Annotated in this window: 26 protein-coding genes; 16 read left to right on the top strand and 10 right to left on the bottom strand. The window is 58.3% G+C overall.

Annotation, left to right across the window (positions count from 1 at the left end):
- Positions 1-38: 38 nt before the first annotated feature.
- Positions 39-311, bottom strand: a complete 273-nt coding sequence (locus tag AC1RMX_RS25775; RefSeq protein WP_096822863.1) for a hypothetical protein — start codon at positions 309-311, stop codon at positions 39-41.
- A 230-nt stretch (positions 312-541) separates the two neighbouring features.
- Here AC1RMX_RS25775 and AC1RMX_RS25770 point away from each other — a divergent pair, with 230 nt between their 5' ends.
- Together AC1RMX_RS25770 and AC1RMX_RS25765 are read left to right on the top strand one after the other, a co-directional pair.
- Positions 542-1606 carry a hypothetical protein gene (locus AC1RMX_RS25770; RefSeq protein WP_096822862.1) on the top strand — a complete coding sequence of 355 codons (1065 nt, stop codon included), beginning with the start codon at positions 542-544 and terminating at the stop codon, positions 1604-1606.
- Positions 1607-1624: 18 nt separating this feature from the next.
- Positions 1625-1978 (top strand): DUF1428 domain-containing protein, encoded by a 354-nt coding sequence (locus AC1RMX_RS25765; protein WP_096822861.1) that lies wholly within the window; start codon positions 1625-1627, stop codon positions 1976-1978.
- A gap of 15 nt (positions 1979-1993) precedes the next feature.
- Here the strand turns inward: AC1RMX_RS25765 and AC1RMX_RS25760 are convergent, their stop codons facing one another.
- Complete coding sequence (locus AC1RMX_RS25760) at positions 1994-2188, bottom strand: hypothetical protein (RefSeq protein ID WP_096822860.1); 195 nt, start codon at positions 2186-2188, stop codon at positions 1994-1996.
- 107 nt (positions 2189-2295) lie between these two features.
- Here AC1RMX_RS25760 and thpR point away from each other — a divergent pair, with 107 nt between their 5' ends.
- On the top strand, positions 2296-2835 hold the full coding sequence (gene thpR / locus AC1RMX_RS25755; RefSeq protein ID WP_493073443.1) for an RNA 2',3'-cyclic phosphodiesterase: 540 nt from the start codon (positions 2296-2298) through the stop codon (positions 2833-2835).
- A gap of 121 nt (positions 2836-2956) precedes the next feature.
- Here thpR and AC1RMX_RS25750 read toward each other — a convergent pair whose 3' ends face one another.
- The 5 genes from AC1RMX_RS25750 to AC1RMX_RS25730 form a co-directional block, all read right to left on the bottom strand.
- Entirely contained in the window at positions 2957-4054 is a 1098-nt protein-coding gene (locus AC1RMX_RS25750) for a polyamine ABC transporter substrate-binding protein (RefSeq protein ID WP_493073442.1), read from the bottom strand.
- A 69-nt stretch (positions 4055-4123) separates the two neighbouring features.
- Positions 4124-5008, bottom strand: coding sequence for an ABC transporter permease subunit (locus AC1RMX_RS25745; protein ID WP_011333555.1), 885 nt, complete (start codon positions 5006-5008; stop codon positions 4124-4126).
- Complete coding sequence (locus AC1RMX_RS25740; protein WP_176504909.1) at positions 5005-5886, bottom strand: ABC transporter permease subunit; 882 nt, start codon at positions 5884-5886, stop codon at positions 5005-5007. Before AC1RMX_RS25740 ends, AC1RMX_RS25745 begins: the two co-directional genes overlap by 4 nt.
- Positions 5887-5915: 29 nt before the next feature.
- A complete protein-coding gene (gene potA / locus AC1RMX_RS25735; protein WP_096822856.1) occupies positions 5916-7058 on the bottom strand; it encodes a polyamine ABC transporter ATP-binding protein in 1143 nt (380 codons plus the stop codon).
- 219 nt (positions 7059-7277) lie between these two features.
- Complete coding sequence (locus AC1RMX_RS25730) at positions 7278-8039, bottom strand: gamma-glutamyl-gamma-aminobutyrate hydrolase family protein (RefSeq protein ID WP_493073440.1); 762 nt, start codon at positions 8037-8039, stop codon at positions 7278-7280.
- A gap of 282 nt (positions 8040-8321) precedes the next feature.
- On the opposite strand from AC1RMX_RS25730, the gene AC1RMX_RS25725 reads away from it, so the two are divergent.
- From AC1RMX_RS25725 to AC1RMX_RS25705, 5 genes are all read left to right on the top strand, one after another.
- Positions 8322-9698, top strand: a complete 1377-nt coding sequence (locus tag AC1RMX_RS25725) for a glutamine synthetase family protein (protein ID WP_096822855.1) — start codon at positions 8322-8324, stop codon at positions 9696-9698.
- Between the two features lie 78 nt (positions 9699-9776).
- Positions 9777-11267 carry an aldehyde dehydrogenase gene (locus tag AC1RMX_RS25720; RefSeq protein ID WP_273538546.1) on the top strand — a complete coding sequence of 497 codons (1491 nt, stop codon included), beginning with the start codon at positions 9777-9779 and terminating at the stop codon, positions 11265-11267.
- A 52-nt stretch (positions 11268-11319) separates the two neighbouring features.
- Positions 11320-12603 carry an NAD(P)/FAD-dependent oxidoreductase gene (locus tag AC1RMX_RS25715; protein ID WP_493073439.1) on the top strand — a complete coding sequence of 428 codons (1284 nt, stop codon included), beginning with the start codon at positions 11320-11322 and terminating at the stop codon, positions 12601-12603.
- Positions 12604-12808: 205 nt separating this feature from the next.
- Positions 12809-13357, top strand: coding sequence for a cupin domain-containing protein (locus AC1RMX_RS25710; protein WP_011333561.1), 549 nt, complete (start codon positions 12809-12811; stop codon positions 13355-13357).
- Positions 13358-13720: 363 nt separating this feature from the next.
- On the top strand, positions 13721-14743 hold the full coding sequence (locus AC1RMX_RS25705) for a PD-(D/E)XK nuclease domain-containing protein (RefSeq protein ID WP_493073438.1): 1023 nt from the start codon (positions 13721-13723) through the stop codon (positions 14741-14743).
- Between the two features lie 68 nt (positions 14744-14811).
- On the opposite strand, the gene AC1RMX_RS25700 is transcribed toward AC1RMX_RS25705, so the two are convergent.
- A complete protein-coding gene (locus tag AC1RMX_RS25700; RefSeq protein WP_493073437.1) occupies positions 14812-15099 on the bottom strand; it encodes a fructose-bisphosphate aldolase in 288 nt (95 codons plus the stop codon).
- A 588-nt stretch (positions 15100-15687) separates the two neighbouring features.
- Here AC1RMX_RS25700 and AC1RMX_RS25695 point away from each other — a divergent pair.
- Together AC1RMX_RS25695 and AC1RMX_RS25690 are read left to right on the top strand one after the other, a co-directional pair.
- Positions 15688-16113, top strand: a complete 426-nt coding sequence (locus tag AC1RMX_RS25695; protein WP_102621935.1) for a hypothetical protein — start codon at positions 15688-15690, stop codon at positions 16111-16113.
- Positions 16114-16193: 80 nt separating this feature from the next.
- Positions 16194-16625 carry a hypothetical protein gene (locus tag AC1RMX_RS25690; RefSeq protein ID WP_096820485.1) on the top strand — a complete coding sequence of 144 codons (432 nt, stop codon included), beginning with the start codon at positions 16194-16196 and terminating at the stop codon, positions 16623-16625.
- Positions 16626-16640: 15 nt separating this feature from the next.
- On the opposite strand, the gene AC1RMX_RS25685 is transcribed toward AC1RMX_RS25690, so the two are convergent.
- Positions 16641-17114, bottom strand: coding sequence for a hypothetical protein (locus AC1RMX_RS25685; RefSeq protein ID WP_493073436.1), 474 nt, complete (start codon positions 17112-17114; stop codon positions 16641-16643).
- Positions 17115-17317: 203 nt separating this feature from the next.
- Here AC1RMX_RS25685 and AC1RMX_RS25680 point away from each other — a divergent pair, with 203 nt between their 5' ends.
- From AC1RMX_RS25680 to AC1RMX_RS25655, 6 genes are all read left to right on the top strand, one after another.
- On the top strand, positions 17318-17707 hold the full coding sequence (locus tag AC1RMX_RS25680; protein WP_493073435.1) for a hypothetical protein: 390 nt from the start codon (positions 17318-17320) through the stop codon (positions 17705-17707).
- Between the two features lie 15 nt (positions 17708-17722).
- A complete protein-coding gene (locus AC1RMX_RS25675; protein ID WP_493073434.1) occupies positions 17723-18145 on the top strand; it encodes an HD domain-containing protein in 423 nt (140 codons plus the stop codon).
- Positions 18146-18187: 42 nt separating this feature from the next.
- Entirely contained in the window at positions 18188-18865 is a 678-nt protein-coding gene (locus AC1RMX_RS25670) for a DUF5710 domain-containing protein (RefSeq protein WP_096820489.1), read from the top strand.
- Between the two features lie 102 nt (positions 18866-18967).
- Complete coding sequence (locus AC1RMX_RS25665) at positions 18968-19987, top strand: AbrB family transcriptional regulator (RefSeq protein WP_493073432.1); 1020 nt, start codon at positions 18968-18970, stop codon at positions 19985-19987.
- A 156-nt stretch (positions 19988-20143) separates the two neighbouring features.
- A complete protein-coding gene (locus AC1RMX_RS25660) occupies positions 20144-20284 on the top strand; it encodes a hypothetical protein (RefSeq protein ID WP_493073431.1) in 141 nt (46 codons plus the stop codon).
- A gap of 363 nt (positions 20285-20647) precedes the next feature.
- The gene (locus tag AC1RMX_RS25655) at positions 20648-21433 is read left to right on the top strand and encodes a DeoR/GlpR family DNA-binding transcription regulator (protein WP_096820491.1); all 786 of its coding nucleotides are present in this window, start codon (positions 20648-20650) and stop codon (positions 21431-21433) included.
- Between the two features lie 51 nt (positions 21434-21484).
- Here the strand turns inward: AC1RMX_RS25655 and AC1RMX_RS25650 are convergent, their stop codons facing one another.
- Entirely contained in the window at positions 21485-22768 is a 1284-nt protein-coding gene (locus tag AC1RMX_RS25650) for an NAD(P)/FAD-dependent oxidoreductase (protein ID WP_493073430.1), read from the bottom strand.
- Positions 22769-22786 lie beyond the last annotated feature (18 nt).

Below are 22786 nucleotides of genomic sequence, written 5' to 3'. Positions count from 1 at the left end.
TTCATGGCCGTTCCTCAAGGGAACAGCAGGTACAGCGATTAAAAATGAGCGTTCGCCCGGACGCTGGATCGCGCAGGCACGGAGGCCTCGATGTCCAGCAAATGGGTGGCGAGTATGTCGCTCAGAAAGCGGAACTGATCGTTGAGGCCCACCACTTCATTGCTGAAATGATTACTCGCGGCGGGCATCAGCAGATCTTCGAAATCTTCGTTGAACACCAGCGGCTGTGTCTTCAGCGACACCACGTGCTGGTCGTAATAGTTGTTGCCGAAGACCGGGAAACTCACGGCGAGGGTGACGGTATGACTCATGATGTGAACTCCTCGTGGTGTTTGTCTCGGATAGGTAAATCCTGCGCCAGACGCGTTTGATGCGGAAGGCAATCGTCGTAATGGTGAACATCGACGTCAGTGATGGTTGGGAAGAATGTTGAAATCGCCCGCCAGAATCGCAGCCTCCTACAACCGGACAAACGGCTGAAACTCGCACCTATACTCAAACCATTACCTCCAGATCTGATCCACAAAAGGACACCGCCACCGTGAACCTGCGTGCGCTGATCGTCGCCGCACTGATGTTGCTGGCCGGCTGCGCGACGACGGCGCGGGGCCCGGCGAGCGCGCCGCCGGTGGTGGTTTCACCGGCCACCTGGCAGCAGATCGACCGGGACATCGTTACGGCCTCCCGACAGTCCACCGAGCAGGTCAAGGTTTTTGCCCGCGGTTCAATGGAACATTGGCGCATTCGCGTCTATGAGCAAACTGAAGAAAAATTCATCCCGTGGTTCAGCAGCTACTGGACCCAGGAATGGCTGTCGATGAAGGTCAGTTGGTACACCATCAGCGCCGGCGGTGAGCAGGATGCTTCGTCCAAACGCCTGGCCGCCTATTTGCTGGAGCAGTATCAGGAGCGAGTCCTGGCGCCCGTCGCGGCGGAAATCGACCCGGACGCGATCCTCGGCCAGTCCACCGCGTTCTACGCGCAATTGATGGCGCAGCAGATGCCGGTCATCGCCCAGCGCTACGGCGTGCCCATTGCCCAGCTCAACGGGCACTTGCAGAAAATCCCCGCCATTGCCCTCGGCCCGCCGCCGGCCCGGGATGCCTCGCTGTATCAGATCGTCAGCACTGAACCGCTGAACACCTTGCCGGCCTACGCGGCGTTGATTGACAAGATCCACATCGAAGGGGGGGCCAAGGGCATCGCCTCGACCGACGCGGGCATGGCCCCGGTGGCCAAGCGCGCCAGCCAGCGCATGGAAGCGGAAATGGCCCCGCGTGGCGCCGCCAGCGCGGTGGCGGCGGCGGCCGGCAAACTCGTCGGCGGGCTGATTTCGGCTGGTGTGGCAGGCATCCGCGCAATCCTCCAGGCCAGTGATCGTCCCGACAGCGAAGCGCTGATCCGCAGCAGTCTGGGCAACACCTTCGACAAGGCCTGGCTGAAGCTGGTGCAGAACCCGACCACCGGCGTGATGGCCGGTACGTTGCACATGGCGGCGCAGGTCGAAGGCAATCTGGGCGGGGGCGATGAACCGTCGGTCGGCTTGGGCGCCACTCCTGTCGAATGGCGGCCGCCTGAGTCGACTACTCAGCAGATCGACCCCTAAACCCGCAGGAGAACGACCATGGCTTACATCGATGTTTTTGTCGCACCCGTGCCGAACGCCAATCGCGAACAGTACAAAAAACACTGCGAAATCGCCGAGAAACTGTTCAAGGAGTACGGCGCCCTGGAGGTGGTGCAAGGCTGGGGCGATGATGTGCCGGACGGCAAGGTCACCTCATTCCCGATGGCGGTGAAACTCAAGGAAGGCGAAACCGTGTCGGCCGGTTGGCTGGTCTGGCCAGACAAAGCCACCCGCGACGCCGGCATGGGAAAAATGATGGAAGACCCGCGCATGCAACCGGACGTCAACCCGATGCCGTTCGATGGGCAGCGGATGATCTTCGGTGGTTTCAAGAACATTCTTGAGTCTTGAGGCATATCTGCCGGATCACTCCGCAGACGGGGTGATCCGGCAGCCTTTGCGGTTGCGAATCTGCTCGTCCGTCGGCCGCTCGCGAACAAACTCGAAACGCGGCTCACCCTCGCTGTAATGCACCAGCCAGCCCCATTCCAGCTCGTTTTCATCCTGCCCCGGGTTCGGTGGCCGAGCCCACCAGGGTTCTTTACTGAGGATCTCGCGCATGACGCCCTCCGGTTGATGGCAATCGTTGAACTATAAATCCCATGCCGAGAGTCGCCAGGAATGGCCGTGTAGAATCGACGGATCGACATCGACAAGGGAGCGGGGCCATGACGGATGACAAGCACGGCGAACAACCGTTCAAGCGGCTGTTCTTCGCCCTCGACTGCCCGCCGGCACAGCGCAAGGCGATTGCCCAATGGCGCAGCGAACTGGGGCTTAGGACCGGTAAACCGGTGCCGGCGGACAACTTTCACCTGACGTTGCTGTTTCTCGGCGCGGTGCCGTTGGCGCAAATAGGTGAAGTCTGTGAGGCGGCGTCCAAAGTGAGTACGCCGGGGGAGGCGCTGAGGATTTCGCTGGATCGTTTGCAGGTCTGGCGCCGCACCGGGGTGTTGTCGCTGGCACCGGAGCAGGCACCGCAGGGATTGCTGCGACTGGTGTATGCACTGGAGCAGGCGATGTTGCCGTTTGGTTTTGAAGAGACGACGCGTGAGTATCGTCCGCACCTGACACTGGCCCGGGACTATCGCGCGCCGGAACCGGAATCCGCCACGCCACCGGAGTTCTTCCTGCGGGCCGAGCGCTTTGCATTGTTCGAATCCCACAAGGGCCGTTACCGCGCACTGGCCGATTGGCCGCTGATCTGAGCCCACAAAAAAAGGCGCCCGAGGGCGCCTGAATTCACCTGAACCGAGGAAGCCAGGTGAGGCCGTTCAGAGCAGGGGGCAGCGGTGGTAAGGCGCTGCGTGAACGGAAAACGATGTGTGTTTATTTGCCGAGCTTCACCCTGGTCCAGCCCCGGGCCATGATCCGTTGCGTGGAAATCGGTTGATCCGGCACCGCATACAGCGTGGCCATCACTTCCTGCGACGGGTACGAGCCCGGGTCGTTGCGGATCGCTTCATCCACCAGCGGTGTCGCCGCCGAGTTGGCGTTGCTGTAACCGTTGCTGTTGGTGATCTCGGCGATGATGTCCGGACGCATCAGGAAGTCCATGAACAGGTAAGCGTTCTCGACGTTCGCCGCATCGCGCGGGATGGCGACCATGTCGTAGAAGCTGCCGGCACCTTCCTTGGGAATGCTGTAGTCAATCACTACGTTGTTGCCCGATTCCACCGCGCGGGCCTTGGCCTGCAGCACGTCGCCCGAGTAACCGACGGCGACGCAGATGTTGCCGTTGGCCAGGTCCGAGATGTATTTCGAAGAATGGAAGTACGCCACGTTCGGGCGAATCTTCATGAACAGCGCCTCGGCTTCCTTGATGTGCGCGGTGTCCTTGTCATTCACCGGATAGCCCAGATAGTGCAGGGCAGCCGGGATCATTTCGGTCGGCGAATCGAGGAAACTGATGCCACAAGCCTTCAGCTTCTCGGCGTTCTCCGGTTTGAACAGCAGGTCCCAGGAGTTGGTCGGCGCGTTCTTGCCGAGCACTTCCTTGACCTTGGCCGGGTTGAAGCCGATGCCGATCGAGCCCCACATGTACGGGAACGCGTGGGCGTTGTCCGGATCACTGGCGGAGGCGTTTTTCAGCAGCACCGGGTTGAGGTTTTTCCAGTTTGGCAGCTTCGATTTGTCCAGGGTCTGATAGACCCCGGCCTTGATCTGCTTGGCCAGGAAACTGTTGGACGGCACCACGATGTCGTAGCCGGATTTCCCTGCGAGCAGGCGTGCCTCGAGGGTTTCATTGCTGTCGAACACGTCGTAGGTCACGCGGATGCCGGTCTCGTCCTCGAACTTCTTGACGGTGTCCGGGGCGATGTAATCCGACCAGTTGTAAACGCGCAGCACCTTGTCGTTGGCCTGGGCGCCTGTGGCGATTGCGCCCAATAAGGACAGTGTCAGCAGAGTCCTGCCAAACGTTTTCATCGGTGAAACTCCATTCTTTTTATTTAAAAGCTTTTAAGCAAAAGCGCAAAGCCGTAAAACGCGACGGCCCTAGGCCGTCGCTGCCACTCGTTGAGGTTGCGGTTGCTGCCACGATTCGTTGGCGGTCTGATCCATGGCTTCCTGAATCGCACGCTTGCGGTTGGCTTCTGCCTTGCGGCCGAAGTACCAGACCAGGAAGGTCACCAGCGACACCGCCAGCAGGATCAGGCTGGCCACGGCGTTGATCTCGGGTTTCACGCCCAGACGCACGGCCGAGAACACTTCCATCGGCAGGGTGGTGGAACCTGGCCCCGACACGAAGCTCGCCAACACCAGGTCATCCAGCGACAGGGCGAACGACATCATGCCGCCCGCCGCCAGCGACGGCGCGATCATCGGGATGGTGATCAGGAAAAACACCTTGAACGGTTTCGCGCCCAGATCCATCGCCGCTTCTTCGATCGACAGGTCCAGCTCGCGCAAGCGGGCGGAGACTACCACCGCCACATAAGCGGCACAAAACGTGGTGTGGGCGATCCAGATCGTGACGATGCCACGCTCCTGCGGCCAGCCGATCAGTTGCGCCATTGCCACGAACAGCAGCAACAGCGACAGACCGGTAATCACTTCAGGCATCACCAGCGGCGCGGTCACCAGACCACCGAACAACGTACGACCCTTGAAGCGCGTCACGCGGGTCAGCACGAAAGCGGCGAGGGTGCCCAGCGCTACCGCAGCAATCGCGGTGTAGCAGGCGATTTCCAGCGAGCGCACCACCGAGCCCATCAGTTGGGTGTTGTCGAGCAGGCCGACGTACCACTTCACCGACCAGCCACCCCAGACCGTCACCAGTTTCGAGGCGTTGAACGAGTAGATCACCAGAATCAGCATCGGCAGATAGATAAACATCAGGCCGAAGATCAGCATGAACTTTGAAAATCCGAAGCGTTTCATCCCCGTGCCTCCATCTCTTTGGCCTGGCTGCGGTTGAACAGCAGAATCGGCACAATCAGGATCAACAGCATCACCACCGCCAGGGCGGACGCCACCGGCCAGTCGCGGTTATTGAAGAACTCTTGCCACAGTACGCGACCGATCATCAGGGTCTCCGGGCCACCCAGCAGTTCTGGAATCACGAACTCGCCGACCACCGGGATGAACACCAGCATGCAGCCGGCGATGATGCCGTTCTTGGCCAGCGGCACGGTGATTTTCCAGAAGTTGTTGAAGTTGCTCGAGCCCAGATCCTGCGCGGCTTCCAGCAGGCTGCCGTCGTGCTTCACCAGGTTGGCGTACAGCGGCAGCACCATGAACGGCAGGTACGCATAGACGACGCCGATATACACGGCCGTATTGGTGTTGAGGATCTCGATCGGGTGATCGGTGAGCCCGGTCCACATCAGGAACGCGTTGAGCAGACCGTTGTTGCTGAGGATGCCCATCCATGCGTAAACACGGATCAGGATCGCGGTCCAGGTCGGCATCATGATCAACAGGAGCAGGACGTTTTGCGCTTCCTTGCTGGCCTTGGTGATCGCGTAAGCCATCGGGAAACCGATCACCAGGCACATCAGCGTGCTCAGTGCCGCGACCTTCAGCGAACCGAGGTACGCCGACAGGTACAGCTCGTCTTCGCCGAGCATGGTGTAGTTGCCGATGTTCAGGAACAACTGGAATTTCTGCTCGGCGTAGGTGTAGATCTCGGTGTACGGCGGGATCGACAGCGCGGCTTCCGAGAAACTGATCTTCATCACCAGGAAGAACGGCAGCATGAAGAACAGGAACAGCCAGATGAACGGGATGCCGATCACCAGTTTTCGCCCGCTGGGCACCAGGCGCAGGAATTGCTGATTGAAGGTTCTCATGAGCGCAGTACCACGCCGCTGTCGTCTTCCCACCAGACGTAGACCTTGTCGTCCCAGGTCGGACGCGCGCCACGGCGTTCGGCGTTGGCCATGAACGACTGGACGATCTTGCCGCTCGGCAACTCGACGTAGAACACCGAGTGGCCGCCGAGGTAGGCGATGTCATGCACCTTGCCTTCGGACCAGTTGTAGCGGGTCTCTGGCTTGATCGTGCTGACGAGCATTTTTTCCGGGCGGATCGCGTAGGTGATCGACTTGTCCTGCACCGAGGTGCTGACGCCATGACCGACGTAGATCTTTTGCTGCAAGTCCGGGCTGTGAATGATCGCGTGACCTTCAAGGTCCTCGACCACGGTGCCGTCGAAGGCGTTCACGTTGCCGATGAATTCGCAGACCATGCGACTGACCGGCGCTTCATAAATGTCGACCGGGCTGCCGATCTGGGCGATCCAGCCCAGGTGCATGATCGCGATGCGCTCGGCCATGGTCATGGCCTCTTCCTGGTCGTGGGTCACCATCACGCAGGTCACGCCGACGCGTTCGATGATCTCAACCAGCTCCAGCTGCATTTGCGAGCGCAGCTTTTTATCCAGTGCGCCCATCGGTTCGTCGAGCAGCAACAGCTTCGGCCGCTTGGCCAGGGAGCGGGCGAGGGCCACGCGCTGACGCTGACCGCCGGACAGCTGATGCGGACGGCGCTTGGCGTATTGGGTCATGTGCACCAGACGCAGCATCTCTTCGACACGGGCGTCGATTTCGCTGGTCGGCAAACGGTCCTGCTTGAGGCCGAAGGCAATGTTCTGCGCGACAGTCATGTGCGGGAACAGGGCGTAGGACTGGAACATCATGTTGATCGGCCGCTCGTACGGCGGCATGTCGGTGATGTCTACACCGTCGAGCAGAATGCGTCCTTCAGTCGGCCGTTCGAAACCGGCGAGCATGCGCAGCAGGGTCGATTTGCCCGAGCCGGAGCCGCCGAGCAGGGCGAAGATTTCGCCCTGATGGATCTCCAGGGACACGTCGTCCACAGCGGTGGTTTCGTCGAACTTCTTGGTGACTCGATCGACTTTCACCAGAACCTTTTTCGGTTGCTGATGACCTTCAAGAGCCTTCCTGTAAGTGCTGGAGGCGTTTGCCATGTGAAACTCCCAACAGGTTTCAGTCGCCGGGCCAACGCGGCCTGGCTTAAGAGTGGATTGCAGACCCGCACCGTGCGGGTTGTTCGGCGCCGCCGTCCTGGCTGCCGGGTGGTGCTTTTTGTTTTCGCGGTGTGTTGCTGATCGCGGATGACGGATGCGCAGGTGCGCAGCCGCCGACCCCGCGGGGGCAGTAAATGGTTTTGCAATCGTTGGGTGGCGTCAGCGCTGGTTGCGTCGCGCCGCACGCTGGCGGCAAGCCTCGCCGAATGCCTGGAAAATCCGCAGGTAGTTCGGGTTGTCCAGCACCTGCCATTCCGGGTGCCATTGCACGCCGAGGGCAAAGGTCGGGCTGTGCTCCACCGAGACCGCCTCGATCAAGCCATCCGGCGCCACGGCTTCGGCGCGCAGGCCGGGAGCGAGGCGGTCGATGCCCTGACTGTGAATCGAGTTGACCTGGAATTCACCCGGCAGCTCCAGCGCTTCGAACACGCCACCGGCCAGCACCGTCACGGCGTGGGCCGGGGCGTACTGCACGGCGACATCCGGGCTGTCGGCTTCGCGGTGATCGAGCATGCCCGGCAACTCATGCACCTTCTGGTGCAGGCTGCCGCCGAACGCCACGTTCATTTCCTGGAAACCCCGGCAGATGCCGAGTACCGGAACGCCCGCCGCGATGGCTGCACGTAATAAAGGAAGGGTGGTGGCATCCCGCGCCGGATCGTGATCCGTGCCGGGAGCGCTGTCCGGGCCCTGATAGTGGAAAGGTTCCACGTTGGACGGCGAGCCGGTCAGCAACAGACCGTCGAGCTGAACCAGCAGGTCTTCGATTTCAGTCAGTTTGCCAAGGGATGGAATGACGACGGGCAACCCCAGCGCCGCAACGCTGACAGCGCGAACGTATTTGTCGCCGCTGATGTGGTAGGGGTGCAGGCCAATCTGTTTGACGCACGCAGTAACGCCGATCAATGGCTTGAATGCCATTTTTATTCACCTCGAAGTTTGACACTTGAACGAGCTTTTCCGGAGCTTAGCCTCGTTGATTTTAATTAACAACTCCCATGTAAAAAATTCTAAACGCCGTTCATCAAATCTTCATCAAGACCGGGGCTCTGGCGCCTGCGTTGGCACGAGAGTGTTAAAAAAAGCCCGAAAAATAAACGCTGAGCGGCCATGTGTTCGCTATTGACTTCACTTTGCCGTTCGGGTTGACTGGCTCGGCGAAACAGCAGTGAACATAATAATTAACAGCTAAATAGGTGCATCATGTCGGTCCCTCTGCGTGCCGTTCAACTCAACGAAGCAAACGCATTCCTTAAGAAACATCCTGAGGTTTTGTACGTCGACCTTCTGATTGCAGACATGAACGGTGTGGTGCGCGGCAAGCGCATCGAGCGCACCAGTCTTCATAAGGTTTACGAGAAAGGCATCAACTTGCCGGCCTCGCTTTTCGCCCTCGACATCAATGGCTCCACGGTGGAAAGCACCGGTCTGGGCCTGGACATCGGCGACTCCGACCGTATCTGCTACCCGATCCCGGGCACCCTGAGCATCGAGCCTTGGCAGAAGCGCCCGACCGCACAACTGCTGATGACCATGCACGAACTGGAAGGCGAGCCGTTCTTCGCCGACCCGCGTGAAGTGTTGGCCAACGTGGTGCGCAAGTTCGACGAAATGGGCCTGACCATCTGCGCCGCGTTCGAACTCGAGTTCTACCTGATCGACCAGGACAACGTGAACGGCCGTCCGCAATCGCCGCGTTCGCCGGTTTCTGGCAAGCGTCCGGTGTCGACCCAGGTTTACCTGATCGACGACCTGGACGAGTACGTCGACTGCCTGCAAGATATCCTCGAAGGCGCGAAAGAGCAGGGCATTCCTGCCGACGCCATCGTCAAGGAAAGCGCCCCGGCGCAATTCGAAGTCAACCTGCACCACGTGTCCGACCCGATCAAGGCGTGCGACTACGCCGTCCTGCTCAAGCGTCTGGTGAAGAACATCGCCTACGACCACGAGATGGACACCACCTTCATGGCCAAGCCGTATCCGGGCCAGGCGGGCAACGGTCTGCATGTACACATTTCGATTCTGGACAAGGAAGGCAACAACATCTTCGCCAGCGAGGATCCCGAGCAGAACGCCGCGCTGCGCCACGCGATCGGCGGTGTGCTGGAGACCCTGCCTGCGCAAATGGCTTTCCTGTGCCCGAACGTCAACTCGTATCGCCGCTTCGGCGCGCAGTTCTACGTGCCGAACTCGCCGAGCTGGGGCATCGACAACCGTACCGTGGCAGTACGCGTGCCGACCGGTTCGGCAGACGCCGTGCGCATCGAGCATCGTGTAGCCGGTGCCGACGCCAACCCGTACCTGCTGATGGCTTCCGTACTGGCCGGTATTCACCATGGCCTGACCAACCAGATCGAGCCGGGTGCCCCGGTGGAAGGCAACAGCTACGAGCAGAACGAACAGAGCCTGCCGAACAACCTGCGCGATGCCCTGCGTGAGCTGGACGACAGCGAAGTCATGGCCCGCTACATCGACCCGACGTACATCGACGTGTTCGTCGCGTGCAAGGAAAGCGAGCTGGCCGAGTTCGAAAACTCGATCTCTGACCTTGAGTACAACTGGTATCTGCATACCGTCTGACGCTCGAGCGCTCACCCCGCAAGCACCGCCGATTCCGTGGGAACGGCGGTCACCTCTTTCTCTGTGTGAGTCACCCCCATGACCATGACCCGCAACGACTGGGAACAACGCTTCCAGTCCCTGACCCTCGAATCACGCGCCTTCATCAACGGCGAATACCGCCCGGCCATCAGCGGCGACACCTTCGAATGCCTGAGCCCCGTCGACGGCCGTTTCCTGGCCTCCGTCGCCAGCACCGATGAAGCCGACGCCAACCTGGCCGTCGAAGCCGCGCGCCAATCCTTCAACTCCGGCGTGTGGGCCAACAAGGCCCCGGCCGAGCGCAAGCGCATCCTGATCCGCTTCGCCGATCTGATCCTGCAACACCAGGAAGAACTGGCGCTGCTCGAAACCCTCGACATGGGCAAACCGATCAGCGATTCGATGAGCATCGACATCCCGGCAACCGCCAACGCGATCCGCTGGAGCGCCGAAGCGATCGACAAGATCTACGACGAAGTCGCCGCCACCCCGCACGATCAACTGGGCCTGGTGACTCGCGAGCCGTCCGGCGTGGTCGCGGCCATCGTGCCGTGGAACTTCCCGCTGATCATGGCCAGCTGGAAATTCGCCCCGGCGCTGGCGGCGGGTAACTCGTTCATCCTCAAGCCTTCGGAAAAATCCCCGCTGACCGCGATCCGCATCGCGCAGCTCGCACTGGATGCCGGCATTCCGAAAGGCGTGTTCAACGTCCTGCCAGGCTTCGGCCACACCGTCGGCAAGGCGCTGGCGCTGCACATGGACGTCGATGTGCTGGCCTTCACCGGCTCCACGGCGATTGCCAAGCAACTGATGATTTATGCCGGCCAAAGCAACATGAAACGCGTCTGGCTAGAAGCGGGGGGCAAGAGCCCGAACGTGGTGTTTGCCGACGCACCGGACTTGCGTGCGGCAGCACAAGCAGCGGCCGGCGCCATTGCGTTCAACCAGGGCGAAGTCTGCACCGCCGGCTCGCGCCTGCTGGTGGAGCGTTCGATCCGCGAACAATTCATCCCGCTGCTGGTGGAAGCGCTGCAAGCGTGGAAACCGGGTCACGCCCTCGACCCGGCGACCACCGTCGGCGCCGTGGTCGATCAGCGTCAACTGGACAACGTGCTGCGTTACATCAGCATCGGTCGGGAGCAGGGCGCCGAGCTGATCGCCGGCGGCCATCGCACCCTCGAAGAAACCGGCGGCAGCTACGTCGAGCCGACGATTTTCGACGGTGTGACCAACGCCATGACCATCGCCCGCGAAGAAATCTTTGGCCCGGTGCTGTCGCTGATCACCTTCGACACCGTTGAAGAAGCGCTGCACATCGCCAACGACAGCATCTTCGGCCTCGCCGCCGGGGTCTGGACCAGCAACCTGAGCAAGGCGCACACCTTTGCCCGTGGTCTGCGCGCCGGCAGCGTGTGGGTCAACCAGTACGACGGCGGCGACATGACCGCGCCGTTCGGTGGCTTCAAGCAGTCGGGCAACGGTCGCGACAAATCGCTGCACGCGTTCGACAAGTACACCGAGCTGAAAGCGACCTGGATCAAGCTCTGACTCTTTTACAGCGGTGGTCGCCTGCAACCGGCGACCCTCGGAGAATAAAAAAATGAAACAACAACACGTGAACAGCTACTACGCCGCCACCCGCAACGAAGTGATCGATTTCCCGATCCTCGAAGAGTCGGTGGAGTGCGATGTCTGCATCATCGGCGCCGGCTACACCGGCCTGTCCTCGGCACTGTTCCTGAGCGAAGCCGGCTACAAGGTGACGGTACTGGAAGCGGCGAAAGTCGGCTACGGCGCCAGCGGTCGCAACGGTGGCCAACTGGTCAACTCCTACAGCCGCGACGTCGACGTGATCGAAGAGCGCTACGGCGACAAGACCGCCGAAATCCTCGGCAGCATGATCTTCGAAGGCGCCGACATCATCCGTTCGCGCATCAAGGAATACGACATCAAGTGCGACTACCGCCCGGGCGGTATCTTCGCAGCGATGAACAAGAAACAACTCAACGGCCTGGCCGAGCAGAAGCGCAACTGGGAACGCTACGGCAACCGTAATCTGAAGATGCTCGACGCTGCGGACATTCGCCGTGAAGTCGGTTCGGACGCCTACGTCGGTGGTCTGCTGGACATGCAGGGCGGTCACATCCACCCGCTGAACCTGGCCCTCGGTGAAGCTGCGGCCATCGTGCGTCTGGGCGGCAAGATCTACGAGCAATCCGCTGCGGTGGAAATCAAGTACGGCGAGCCCAACGTCATTCGCACCGCCAAAGGCCAGGTCCGCGCCAAGTACCTGCTGATCGCCGGTAACGCCTACCTGCCGCAAGGCCTCGACAACCGCGTGACCGCCAAGAGCATGCCGTGCGGTTCGCAGATCTGCGTCACTGAACCGTTGACCGAGAAACAGGCCCGCAGCCTGATCACCAACAACTACTGCGTCGAAGACTGCAACTACCTGCTCGACTACTACCGCCTCACCGCCGACAACCGTCTGCTCTACGGCGGCGGCGTGGTCTACGGCGCCCGTGAACCGGACGATATCGAAACCCTGATCCGCCCGAAGATCCTCAAGACCTTCCCGCAGCTCAAGGACGTGAAAATCGACTACCGCTGGACCGGCAACTTCCTGCTGACCATGTCACGCATGCCGCAATTCGGCCGCATTGAGAAAAACGCGTACTACATGCAGGGCTACAGCGGCCACGGCGTCACCTGCTCGCACCTGGCCGGCAAGCTGATCTCGGAAATGATCCGCGGCGACGCCGAACGCTTCGACGCCTTCGCCTCCCTGCCACATATGCCGATGATCGGCGGCCGCACCTTCTCCGCGCCGCTGACTGCCCTCGGCGCCGTGTATTACTCGCTGCGCGACCGTTTCGGCATCTGATTTACCTCGCCGGCGGCGTGCCCCAAAAGGGCGCTGCCGGCTTTTTCATGTGCCGTCCATCGAACCTGCTGAGCAACACCGACAAACGTGATTTAATAGCCGCCTTTCACGGTTCCGGGACACGGGAGCAACGTGATCCGCGCGACCTGCGCGGCACCCGCCACCCACCCCCATTACCCTTAAGTCGTTCTCACATAAGGCTGTCATGGATACGGGTTCTCGACTCAAACTAGTACGCGAAAGCTACAAACTCTCCCAGCGCGAGCTGGCCCGGCGTAGCGGCGTGACCAATGCCACCATCTCCCTGATCGAACAGAATCGTGTCAGTCCTTCCGTCAGCTCACTGAAAAAGCTGCTCGAAGGCATCCCGATGTCCCTGGCCGACTTCTTCACCTTCGACCAGCCCCCTCGCGAACACCAATACGTCTTCCGCGCCAACGAACAACCCGACCTAGGCCGCCACGGCCTGCGCCTGCTGCTGATCGGCGCCTCGGTCCCCAGCCGCCAGATGCGCTTGCTGCGCGAGCAATACGCGCCGGGCGCGAGTTCGGGGGAAGAGCCGATTGTTCACGCGGAAGGTGAAGAGTGTGGGTTGGTGACCCGTGGCACGGTCGAGTTGACGGTGGACGGGCAGGTGAGCGTGTTGAGTGCGGGGGATGGGTACTATTTTCCGACGACGCTGCCGCACAAGTTCCGGAATATCGGGGCGGATGAGGCTGAGATTATTAGTGCGAATACGCCGGCGAATTTTTGAGTTTGATTTTTCGTAGTGCTTTCGAGTGATCTATAAAAAACCGCAGAAGTGCGGTTTTTTTGTACCTGATTTTCAGTACCTCATTCCGGTTCATGTGATAAATTTGGCGATGTCTATGTGCCATCATTTGGGGCGAGAACGAAGATAATCGCTAAAGTTCGCAATAAAAGCGCGTGATTTCTTGTCCTCGTTGCTGCGGCTTCCACGTGGAAGGTCTTGAGAAAGTGGACGTGGCGATTGATTGAAATGAAAGCGACGAAAAACTTCTTAATGGGTTTTCGGATTTTTGAGTCAATGGGTTTTTGATTGAATTTGTAATTGGGGTGAGTCTTGCTAGGGAAAATTGCTAGTTTGTTAGGGATCGTGAGTAAAGATAGATCAATTCCAGCTGTGATACTTAATACAAGGCGGCTCAATCGTTTTTCGAAAGGTTTGTTGTGTTTTTCTTTTTTTCTGACGCTGATGGCATATTCGCTTTGGATTTATCCAGTCTTTGAGGAAGTCGATGTCACAAACTCTGCGGTTGTGGGTGTTGTGACTTCGAAGGAGTATCAATCGATAACGAATGGGCAGTTTGAAAAACTTGCTTCTTATAATGAAGGGTTTTTAAGTGAAGATAACTTTGTAAGGTATGATCTTCATGGGGTTCAGGGTTTTAAAGGGGTGGTTGTAAAATTTGATCTTAATCTTGTTCCTGTGCCGGAAGAGAGGTCTGGAGGAGGGCATAAATACAAGTATGAGAGTGTTTACAGGTTGAGTTTGAACTTTGGTCACCTGGTTGTATTTTTGATCATTGAAGCCTGTATTTTGTTGTTTGGCTGGTATTTTCTCCTTTGGAAGCCACCTGCGGCGCAGATTGAGTTTGAAGAAGATGTGTTAAGAAACTTCTTTGCTTTTGAAACAGATGAAAACGCCTCCAGTAACTTGAGTGTTGAAGAGCGCGTAGAGTTGCTTCTTCGGAAATTTCATCGCTTTGCGAAAGACTTGAGTGTACGTCAACGTAATCGTCCGGCACTTTTGGTGGAGGATGAGTATGATGTTCAGTATTTGGTTTTTGCGTTGTTGAGAATGTATTTTTCAAATGTTAAATCAGAGGAAGTAGCTCCTAGTGTCTTGGGAGGTGGGTCAAGGATGGACTTCTTGATACCAGAAGATGAGTTGGTAGTAGAGGCCAAAATGGCACGGGCGGGTATGAGTGATCGAACCCTTGGTGATGAGTTGATTCGTGATGTTGCAAGGTATCATTCGCACCCGGCTTGCAAAACGATTATCTTCTTTGTGTATGACCCAAATGGTCGCATAAGAAATCCGACTGCCTTGAAAAAGGAGTTTCGGGCGGCTTCGGATAAGTTGACGGTCATCGTTGTGTTTGCTCCCGATTACTAAGTCTGCTTTGCAAGTGTAAGAGGAAAGGTGACAGATTTATTTATGTGAACCTGTCACCTTCAAACTTTCTAGCCAAGAGCATCAAACCCTCGTTGCTCTATAACTCGAAACATATCGCTTACGTCTTGCACCATGATTCTGGCGATGGTGGTGACGGTGTTGATGTCATGTTCAGCATGGTCAGGTAAGTGAATGCAGGCCATGAGATCGAGAAATTTGAGGACGGCATTCAGGCGTTCACTAAGGCAGGCGTGTAAATCTCGCAGTGGGATGTCGGCGTCGATAAGCAGGACAGGGTGGTCGGTGGCCGGGTGGGACATGTTCGCACAGTGGCGCATAAGTTTCGGTGTTGTCATGGTGTTAATCCTTTGTTGAGAAGAATTGCCACCGTTCTGCTGCGAAACAAAATGGGTGGCAGCTATGCGCGGGTTCGCAGACCGGAGGACTAACACCAAGACCCGGCAGACCCGAAGGTCTCCCACGCACAACCGCCATAAAATTTGCGCAGCCGGGAGTCGGCCGCGCCAGACGGAACAGGGTGTCAATCTTAAGGGCTGCGAAACCCTATCGCCAAATTCGTTCAGCGACAGACCCACTCTAGGTACCGATCCCCACTGTCGCAATCCGCCTGTAGGACGTGAAATCACCACTCGTGGCCAGAGAGTTCACTCCTGTTCGGCGGCGCGACTGGCGTAAATCAAGGGCTACAGCGTGTCAGGGGAAAATGACTTGCCAGGTTTCGACCCGCTTCGCCTCCCCGCAAGAACAAGCTCCCTCACCACGCAGGGTAATTTCCTACGCCGTTTTCAGATCAAAAAAATCATCACGCATTCCCGCCCCGGAACTTTCCTCAAAACCGATGTCAATTTGATGGCGTGTCGCGACGCTCATTCATCGGCTCAAGCAGTGCCAGGCTGTTTCCTGGTCGACCAAGGAAGTGTGTGATGAGACTAGTGCTTGCGATGTTGTTGATGTTCAGCGGATACACGTTTGCCGGGTGCGCCAGCATCAGTGACAGTGATCAGCGGGCCTATTGCGAAGCCAGAGAGAAGGGCAGCAGTTGTTCGTACATCCACGACTCTGATTTGCGTTCGGCCTGTGATGCTGAAGTGAACGGTAGATCCTGCTCGTACATCGCCGACACTGACCAACGTGACTACTGCAACGCCAAGAAGAACGGCAGCAGTTGCTCGTACATCCATAACTCGGATCTGCGCGCGGCGTGCGAGGCGGAGCTGAAGGGATATTCCTGTTCATACATCAGCGACAGTGACCAGCGCGCCCTGTGCAATGCCAAGCAGAGTGGCAGCAGTTGCTCGTACATCAGCAATTCCGATCTACGCAACGAGTGCGAAGCCATGAAGCGCTGATTTGAGGGTGCTTCGCGAGATTCATTTAAATCGGATTAAACAGAGCCAGTCTGCTGACTGGAATACCAAGGAAGCGTGTGATGAAGAAAATACTGGCGATGTTGTTGATGTTTGCCTTTGCCGGCCATGCCTTTGCTAGCTGCATGAACATCAACGATCCGGATCAGCGCAGATATTGCGAGGCCAAGTCCGGCAGTGGCAGCTGTAACGACATCAACAATACGGACCTGCGCAGGATGTGCGATGCGGAAAAAGGCAGTGGTAGTTGCAACTCGATCAATGACGGGGATCAACGTCGTTACTGCGAGGCCAAAACCCGTGGCGGCAGTTGCAACAGCATCAACGATACGACTCTGCGCAGAATGTGCGATGCAGAAACAGGAGGCGGTAGCTGCAACTCGATCAATGACACGGATCAGCGTCTTTTCTGTGAGGCCAAAACCCGTGGTGGCAGTTGCAACAGTATCGGCAGCCAGGATCTGCGTAATCAGTGCGAAGCGATGAAGCGTTGATTGGGTGTGATTGCGTCAACCAGTGCCAGTCTGTTTACTGGTAAGCCAAGGAAGCGTGTGATGAAGAAAATACTTGCGATGCTGTTGATGTTTGCCTTCGCCGGCCATGCCTTCGCTGGCTGCTCGGGCATCAACGATCAGGATCAGCGCAGATATTGCGAAGCCAAGTCCGGTAGCGGCAATTGCAGCGGGATCGGCAATCAGGATTTGCGCAGGATGTGCGAGGCAGAAACTGGCCATGGCAATTGCAGCGGCATCAACGATCAGGATCAGCGCAGATATTGCGAAGCAAAGTCCGGCAGTGGTAATTGCAGCGGGATTGGCAGTCAGGATCTTCGAAGAATGTGTGAAGCAGAGACAGGAAGCGGCAATTGCAGCGGTATTGATAATCAGGACCAGCGCCGTTTCTGTGAGGCCAAAACCGGAAACGGCAATTGCAGCGGCATTGGTGATCAGGACCTGCGCCGTCAGTGTGAAGCCATGAAACATTGATCGATTGGCTTACCCCAAACGCAAAAAGGGACACCCAACGGTGTCCCTTTTTTGTGGCCGACTGAAACGGAATTCCCGGACTACCCGGTCAAACCTTTCACTTGTCACAACCCGACTCATCGCCAAAGGTTTCCCCCATCCGCACCACGTCGTAGACTGCGAAACAAGTTGTAACGCCTCTCCCACGGACGGAACCGCGCATGATTCAGATCGGCAGCCGCAACAACGCCCCCACACCGCAGCACAAAACCCAGGACATCTATATCTTCAGCATCGACCTGTCCCGCCCGACAACGCCGTTCTGCTTCGAGCAATCGATCGGCGGCGGGCATGCCAATCAGGGTGGTGCGCGGTGGTTGGCGCTGGATGAGCTGGAGGCGTGGCCGGGCGAGTGGCGGGAGCATTTGAAGAAGGCCAACTGCGCCTGGGTGGCCGACTTGATGGACGCTCATCCGGCGGCGGATCAGGCTGATCTGGTTTCGCTGATCCTCCAGCAATACGCCGAGCCGGCGCAGCCAACCGGCCGTTTGCAGGCGATTGGCCGTTGGCTCAAACGCAACATTCACGTCGGCGGTCGGTACGGCGTCTAACCCGAGGAAACGCCCATGACTCAGACTCTGGAACGCGCCATCGCCATTGCCGCCACGGCCCACGCCGGGCAGGTGGACAAGGGCGGTGCGCCGTACATTTTGCATCCGCTGAAAGTCATGCTGCGCATGAGCAGCCTGGAAGAACGCATCGTCGCGGTGCTGCACGATGTGGTCGAGGATTGCGGCATCAGCCTGGAAGATTTGCGCAAGGAAGGCTTCAGCGAAGCCGTGCTGTCAGCAATCGAATCGGTGACCAAAGTGCCCGGTGAATCCTACGAGGACTTCATCGAGCGCGTCGCGCAAAACCCGATCGGGCGAGTGGTGAAACTGGCGGATCTGGAAGAGAACAGCGATCTGTCGCGGATTGCCTCGCCGAGCTGGGAGGATCTGGAGCGGATCGAAAAGTATCGGCGGGCGATCGGACGGTTGCGCGCCTGATCGCGTTTTGAATCAAATAATCATGGATGAAGAGAGCGGCAGATGGCACGAATTGATTTGAATGTCCCTTTCGCTGAAAAGGATCAAGCCAAACTTCTTGGTGCACGTTGGGATCCTCGAGTGAAAACCTGGTATGTGCCAGAAGGTACGAGCGCGGAGGCTTTTGCGCGTTGGGTGCCACAGTTGACTGCGTTTGGTTTGGAGCATGAGCCGGAATTTCATGTGCGCTCACCGTATTATTTCATCTTGCAGTCGGCAACAGAATGTTGGAAATGCTACTGCCTGACTCGTGTTTTCTCATTCAGGCTTCCAGAAGAGCACGAGCAGTTCGAGTTTGCCGAAGAGGACGAAGAAACCGACTTCTCACTGGAAAGCGGACTTGGCTATTGGGTATGCGATGGATTCCGGGCTGGATTGTCCGATGTGCTCACCTTGTCGCCTTCAGTCATCAAACAGCTTCGTACCTATACCACTCGCTATCAGCCTGATTACAGCCAAAAGGCGGGAATGGTTTATTACATGAATCACTGCGAACACTGTTCTGCCAAACTGGGTGATTTCTACATGCACAGCGAGCCGGGAGGTGCGTTTTTCCCAATGTCTCCAGATGCAGCAAGTGCGATGACCTTGCATTTGGTCAGGGAACGATTCGATGGCAACGGCAGCCTGGGATGGTCCACCGAAGACTTCGTAGATTTCATGCAACTCAAAAGCTGTTGACTGCACGCGTATTGCTCGTTCGGCAGTGACTTGCCTTTCTGGTGTCAGGCACTGCATGAGAAAACGAATCACGATTGCGTCCTTTCGACTATTGGAGAGTTGATGAAATCCATTCTGTGTCTGTTGATCGCTGCCGGATTCGGCGCGCTGTTGCAGTTCAAAGGCGTGCCCCACGGTTTGCTGTTGGGCTCGATCCTTGTCACCGCACTGGCTGCTACCAAATTTCGCTTCGCACCCAGAACCCCCTATGGCCTGGGTTACATCCAGGTCACCCTCGGCATTGCCACAGGCTTGATGTTCGAGGCCTGGGACAGTGCGACCGTCTCGACGATGTTGCCAAGCCTTGGTCTGTTGCTGCTGTGCCTGACAGTACAAGTGGCGCTGTCCGCCTGGTGGCTGGCGCGCGGCGCAGGGTGGAATCGTACCGACGCCTTGCTGGCGGTGTATCCGGGGGCGCTGGCGGCGGTGTTTGATTTGCTGGAATCGCATCAGGCGTCGAGCAAAGTCATCATCGTGCACCTGATTCGGCTGCTGCTGATCACTGTGCTGGTGAGTTTGCTGATTCCCGGTCAGGCAGTGGTTGCTGTGGCCGAGGTTGATCCGCTATCCACGGGCATGGCGTTGACTGTGCTCTCGCTGATTATTTCGAGCATCGTGGTCGGGCGATTGCTGCTGGCGATTGGCGTACCGGCACCGTTCATGTTGACGGCGATTATCCTGACCGCCGTGTTCTTGAAATCGGGATGGCTGCATGGTTTTCACATGCCGGACTGGAGCCTGAATCTGGCGGCGCTGATTCTCGGTGTACGGATCGGCTCACGTTTTCAGGGCCTTGGCCTGGCGGAACTGGGGCGTCATGGCCGCACAGCACTGGTGTCGGTGGGTTTGATGATTCTAGTCGCAGCGGGATTCGCCGAAGTGGCGGCGCGATTGCTGGGAAGTGATGCGTTGTCGCTGTGGCTGGCGTACATGCCGGGAGCGATCGAGACCATTGCCATCGTGGCATTTGGTGGCGGGTTGAACGTGGTGTTTATCCTGACTCACCATCTGGTGCGGATGGTGGTGCTGCACTTTGCGCCGGCGTTGTTGGTGCAGGTGCGTAGAGCGCGGGAAGAGGTGTGATTTGTGCGTCGTTCACTTATTTGTGTCTTGAGGTAGGTCATGGGGTCATGGGTTCGGTGCAAATGTGATGAGCTGGTTCACAAAAACTGGTTTTGCGGGACGGGTGTATCTCTGGTGGCTTCAGAGGATGCGCTTGATCTGCCGGATGGAAATCAAATGTCCGCCAATCAACTCGTCGACAAGCTGTTTGCAGAGTCCGACATGCTTCTCAAATGCTGGAATTGCGCTCGGATCATTTTGTTGAACGAGCGGGGCGGGGAGTTTGTCGTCAAGTTCTTCGCGCCCGAAGAAGATTGATCTGTTGTGACGTGATTGTGAGCCTGGGCTGCCTGGCAGCCGACAGGAAAACTCGAGATAAGGCAATTAGAGGTGCGCCGTAAATCCTTCACTACGTGAAGGCGGTGCCCGCGTAAATCACGCGTGCCCTAACGCAATCGCAAACGACACGACGATCATGCACGCAAACGCAAAATTGAGATTCATGGGTGTTCATCCTGAGCCTTATTGAAGTGGTGCCATTGTGAACAGGCCCGCTGCAAAGAAAAAATTCGGCTTCATGATTTCAATGATCGAAACAATTGATACCAGCCGGTTTGTGTTTGCCTGAGGCTTTGGTTAGTCTCGGTAAACCTGCAACTACAAGCACAAACAGGCATAATCATGCACGATCATTCCGTTGCCGAGCTCCCCTCCCTGCGTCGGCAGAAAATCCTCCTGATTCTCGAACGTGACGGCAAGGTCATGGCTTCCGAGTTGAGCCAGCACTTTGCGGTGTCCGAAGACACCATCCGCCGCGATCTGGCCGAGCTGGACAACGCCGGGCTGGTGCAGCGAGTGCACGGTGGGGCGCTGCCGCGACCGAAGGATACCGGCAAGGATTACTTCACGCGGATCAGTGAAACCGACGAGGTGAAAACCAGTCTCGCGCAACTGGCGGCAGGCAGGGTGAAGAATGGTCAGATCGTATTGTTCGATTCCGGCACCACCACCTTGCAGATCGCCCGTTCGCTGCCCTTGGATATCTCGATCACGGCTGTGACCACGTCACCGATGACGGCGATCACCCTGGCTGAATACAAGGGCATCAAAGTGATTCTGGCGGGCGGCCAGCTCAATCTGGCGACGATGTCGGTCAGTGGCCACGAAACGGTGCGACTGCTGCAAAGCATCAAGGCGGATGTGCTGTTTACCGGGGTTTGCGCGATTCATCCGGAAGTGGGGCTGAGCTCGCTGTATTTCGATGAAGTGCCGGTGAAACAGGCGTTGTTCGACAGTGCGGCGCAGGTGATCGCCGTCACCACGGCGGACAAGCTGGGGGCGGTGGAGCCGTTCGTGGTTGCGCCGTGCAATCGGGTGCATACGTTGATCACCGAGCGGCACCTGGCGTCAGGCAGTGCCGAGGATTACCGGCGGTTGGGGATTGAGGTGGAGCAGTTGCAGGACTGACGTTTTGGAGCGAAACAAAAGGCCCCACCGCTCGCGATGGGGCCCGTTCAATCAGCGCAGTTTTTCCAGCATCTGGTAGTACCACATGCCGGCGGCCAGCATCGGATTCCCCAGCAGATCCCCCATCGGCACCCGAATGTGCGAGCACGCGGCAAACGTGTCGAACTGCTGCATCTGCCCGGTGATCGCCCGGCTCATGATTTCGCCCATGATGTGGGTCGTGGCGATGCCGTGGCCAGAGTAGCCCTGGCAATACCAGACGTTGTCCGAAAGCTTGCCCAGTTGCGGAATGCGGTTGATGACGATGCCCATCGCGCAGCTCCACTGGTAGTCGATTTTCACCCCCTTGAGCGCCGGGAAGGTCTGTTCGATGCACGGCCGCAGTTCGCCGGCGATGTCCCGTGAGTCCTTGCCGCTGTAGTTGGCGCCGCCGCCGAACAGCAGGCGGCCATCGGCGGTGAGGCGGTAGTAATCGAGGACGAAGCGGCAGTCGTACACGGCGAGGTCTTCGGGGTTGATCTGTTTGGCCAGATTCCCCAACGGTTCGGTGGTGACGATGCCGCCCATGGCCGGGAAGATCTTGCCCTTGAGCTGGCCCGGTTCGAGCTTGTGGTAGACGTCGCCGGCCAGCAGCACTTGACTGGCGTCGATCCGGCCGTGGGCCGTGCGAACACCCGGGCTGTCGCCGTGAATGATCTCCAGCACTTCGCTGTTTTCGAAGATCAGTGCGCCGAGGCTTTCCGCTGCCCGTGCCTCGCCGATGCACAGGTTGAGCGGGTGCAGGTGCATGTTGCGAGTGTTCTTGATCGCGCCGTGATAGAGGTCGCTTTGCAGCAGGTCGCGCACCTGGCTGCGGTCGAGCAGGCTGACCTCATCGTCCATGCCTCGGCGTACGGCTTCGTCGTAGTCGCTGCGCAGACCGGCCATGTGGCTCGGCTTGTACGCCGCGTGCAAATGGCCGTGCTTGAGGTCGCAATCGATTCCGTATTTCTCGACCCGTTGCTGGATGATTTCGTGCCCGCGCCAGCGCAGGTGCCAGATGAAGTCGTCGACTTCATCGCCCAGCGTATTGCGCATCTGTTTGCGCATCGCGCCGTCGCCGGACAGGCTGCCGGTGACCTGGCCGCCGTTGCGCCCGGTGGCGCCCCAGCCGATCTTGTGGCTTTCGACGATGGCGACTTTCAGGCCTTTTTCGGCCAGTTCGACGGCGGTGGCGACGCCAGTGAAACCGCCGCCGATGATCACCACATCGACCTTGTGCCGACCTTGCAGGGTCGGGTAGTCGGTGTCGCGGTTGAGGGTGGCGGTGTAGTAGGAATTGCTGCGTTCAGTCATGTCGGTATCCAAGGCAAA

The sequence above is a fragment of the Pseudomonas sp. GW822-FHT03F04 genome, assembly GCF_058801405.1.
The sequence above is the reverse complement of the archived record's forward strand: the minus strand, read 5'-3'. Positions and strand labels throughout refer to the sequence as shown.

What these genes read in the sequence shown, in the direction of transcription:
- AC1RMX_RS25685 (WP_493073436.1), bottom strand. Translation starts at nt 17,114, where the DNA reads ATGTTTCATGGCTTCACACTGACGGCGCAGGTCCTGATCACCAATGCC.
- AC1RMX_RS25745 (WP_011333555.1), bottom strand. Translation starts at nt 5,008, where the DNA reads ATGAAACGCTTCGGATTTTCAAAGTTCATGCTGATCTTCGGCCTGATG.
- AC1RMX_RS25665 (WP_493073432.1), top strand. Translation starts at nt 18,968, where the DNA reads ATGAAATCCATTCTGTGTCTGTTGATCGCTGCCGGATTCGGCGCGCTG.
- AC1RMX_RS25700 (WP_493073437.1), bottom strand. Translation starts at nt 15,099, where the DNA reads ATGACAACACCGAAACTTATGCGCCACTGTGCGAACATGTCCCACCCG.
- thpR (WP_493073443.1), top strand. Translation starts at nt 2,296, where the DNA reads ATGACGGATGACAAGCACGGCGAACAACCGTTCAAGCGGCTGTTCTTC.
- AC1RMX_RS25715 (WP_493073439.1), top strand. Translation starts at nt 11,320, where the DNA reads ATGAAACAACAACACGTGAACAGCTACTACGCCGCCACCCGCAACGAA.
- AC1RMX_RS25690 (WP_096820485.1), top strand. Translation starts at nt 16,194, where the DNA reads ATGAAGAAAATACTGGCGATGTTGTTGATGTTTGCCTTTGCCGGCCAT.
- AC1RMX_RS25695 (WP_102621935.1), top strand. Translation starts at nt 15,688, where the DNA reads ATGAGACTAGTGCTTGCGATGTTGTTGATGTTCAGCGGATACACGTTT.
- AC1RMX_RS25680 (WP_493073435.1), top strand. Translation starts at nt 17,318, where the DNA reads ATGATTCAGATCGGCAGCCGCAACAACGCCCCCACACCGCAGCACAAA.
- AC1RMX_RS25725 (WP_096822855.1), top strand. Translation starts at nt 8,322, where the DNA reads ATGTCGGTCCCTCTGCGTGCCGTTCAACTCAACGAAGCAAACGCATTC.
- AC1RMX_RS25710 (WP_011333561.1), top strand. Translation starts at nt 12,809, where the DNA reads ATGGATACGGGTTCTCGACTCAAACTAGTACGCGAAAGCTACAAACTC.
- AC1RMX_RS25760 (WP_096822860.1), bottom strand. Translation starts at nt 2,188, where the DNA reads ATGCGCGAGATCCTCAGTAAAGAACCCTGGTGGGCTCGGCCACCGAAC.
- AC1RMX_RS25720 (WP_273538546.1), top strand. Translation starts at nt 9,777, where the DNA reads ATGACCATGACCCGCAACGACTGGGAACAACGCTTCCAGTCCCTGACC.
- AC1RMX_RS25730 (WP_493073440.1), bottom strand. Translation starts at nt 8,039, where the DNA reads ATGGCATTCAAGCCATTGATCGGCGTTACTGCGTGCGTCAAACAGATT.
- AC1RMX_RS25775 (WP_096822863.1), bottom strand. Translation starts at nt 311, where the DNA reads ATGAGTCATACCGTCACCCTCGCCGTGAGTTTCCCGGTCTTCGGCAAC.
- AC1RMX_RS25765 (WP_096822861.1), top strand. Translation starts at nt 1,625, where the DNA reads ATGGCTTACATCGATGTTTTTGTCGCACCCGTGCCGAACGCCAATCGC.
- AC1RMX_RS25750 (WP_493073442.1), bottom strand. Translation starts at nt 4,054, where the DNA reads ATGAAAACGTTTGGCAGGACTCTGCTGACACTGTCCTTATTGGGCGCA.
- AC1RMX_RS25655 (WP_096820491.1), top strand. Translation starts at nt 20,648, where the DNA reads ATGCACGATCATTCCGTTGCCGAGCTCCCCTCCCTGCGTCGGCAGAAA.
- AC1RMX_RS25670 (WP_096820489.1), top strand. Translation starts at nt 18,188, where the DNA reads ATGGCACGAATTGATTTGAATGTCCCTTTCGCTGAAAAGGATCAAGCC.
- AC1RMX_RS25660 (WP_493073431.1), top strand. Translation starts at nt 20,144, where the DNA reads ATGTCCGCCAATCAACTCGTCGACAAGCTGTTTGCAGAGTCCGACATG.
- AC1RMX_RS25650 (WP_493073430.1), bottom strand. Translation starts at nt 22,768, where the DNA reads ATGACTGAACGCAGCAATTCCTACTACACCGCCACCCTCAACCGCGAC.
- AC1RMX_RS25675 (WP_493073434.1), top strand. Translation starts at nt 17,723, where the DNA reads ATGACTCAGACTCTGGAACGCGCCATCGCCATTGCCGCCACGGCCCAC.
- potA (WP_096822856.1), bottom strand. Translation starts at nt 7,058, where the DNA reads ATGGCAAACGCCTCCAGCACTTACAGGAAGGCTCTTGAAGGTCATCAG.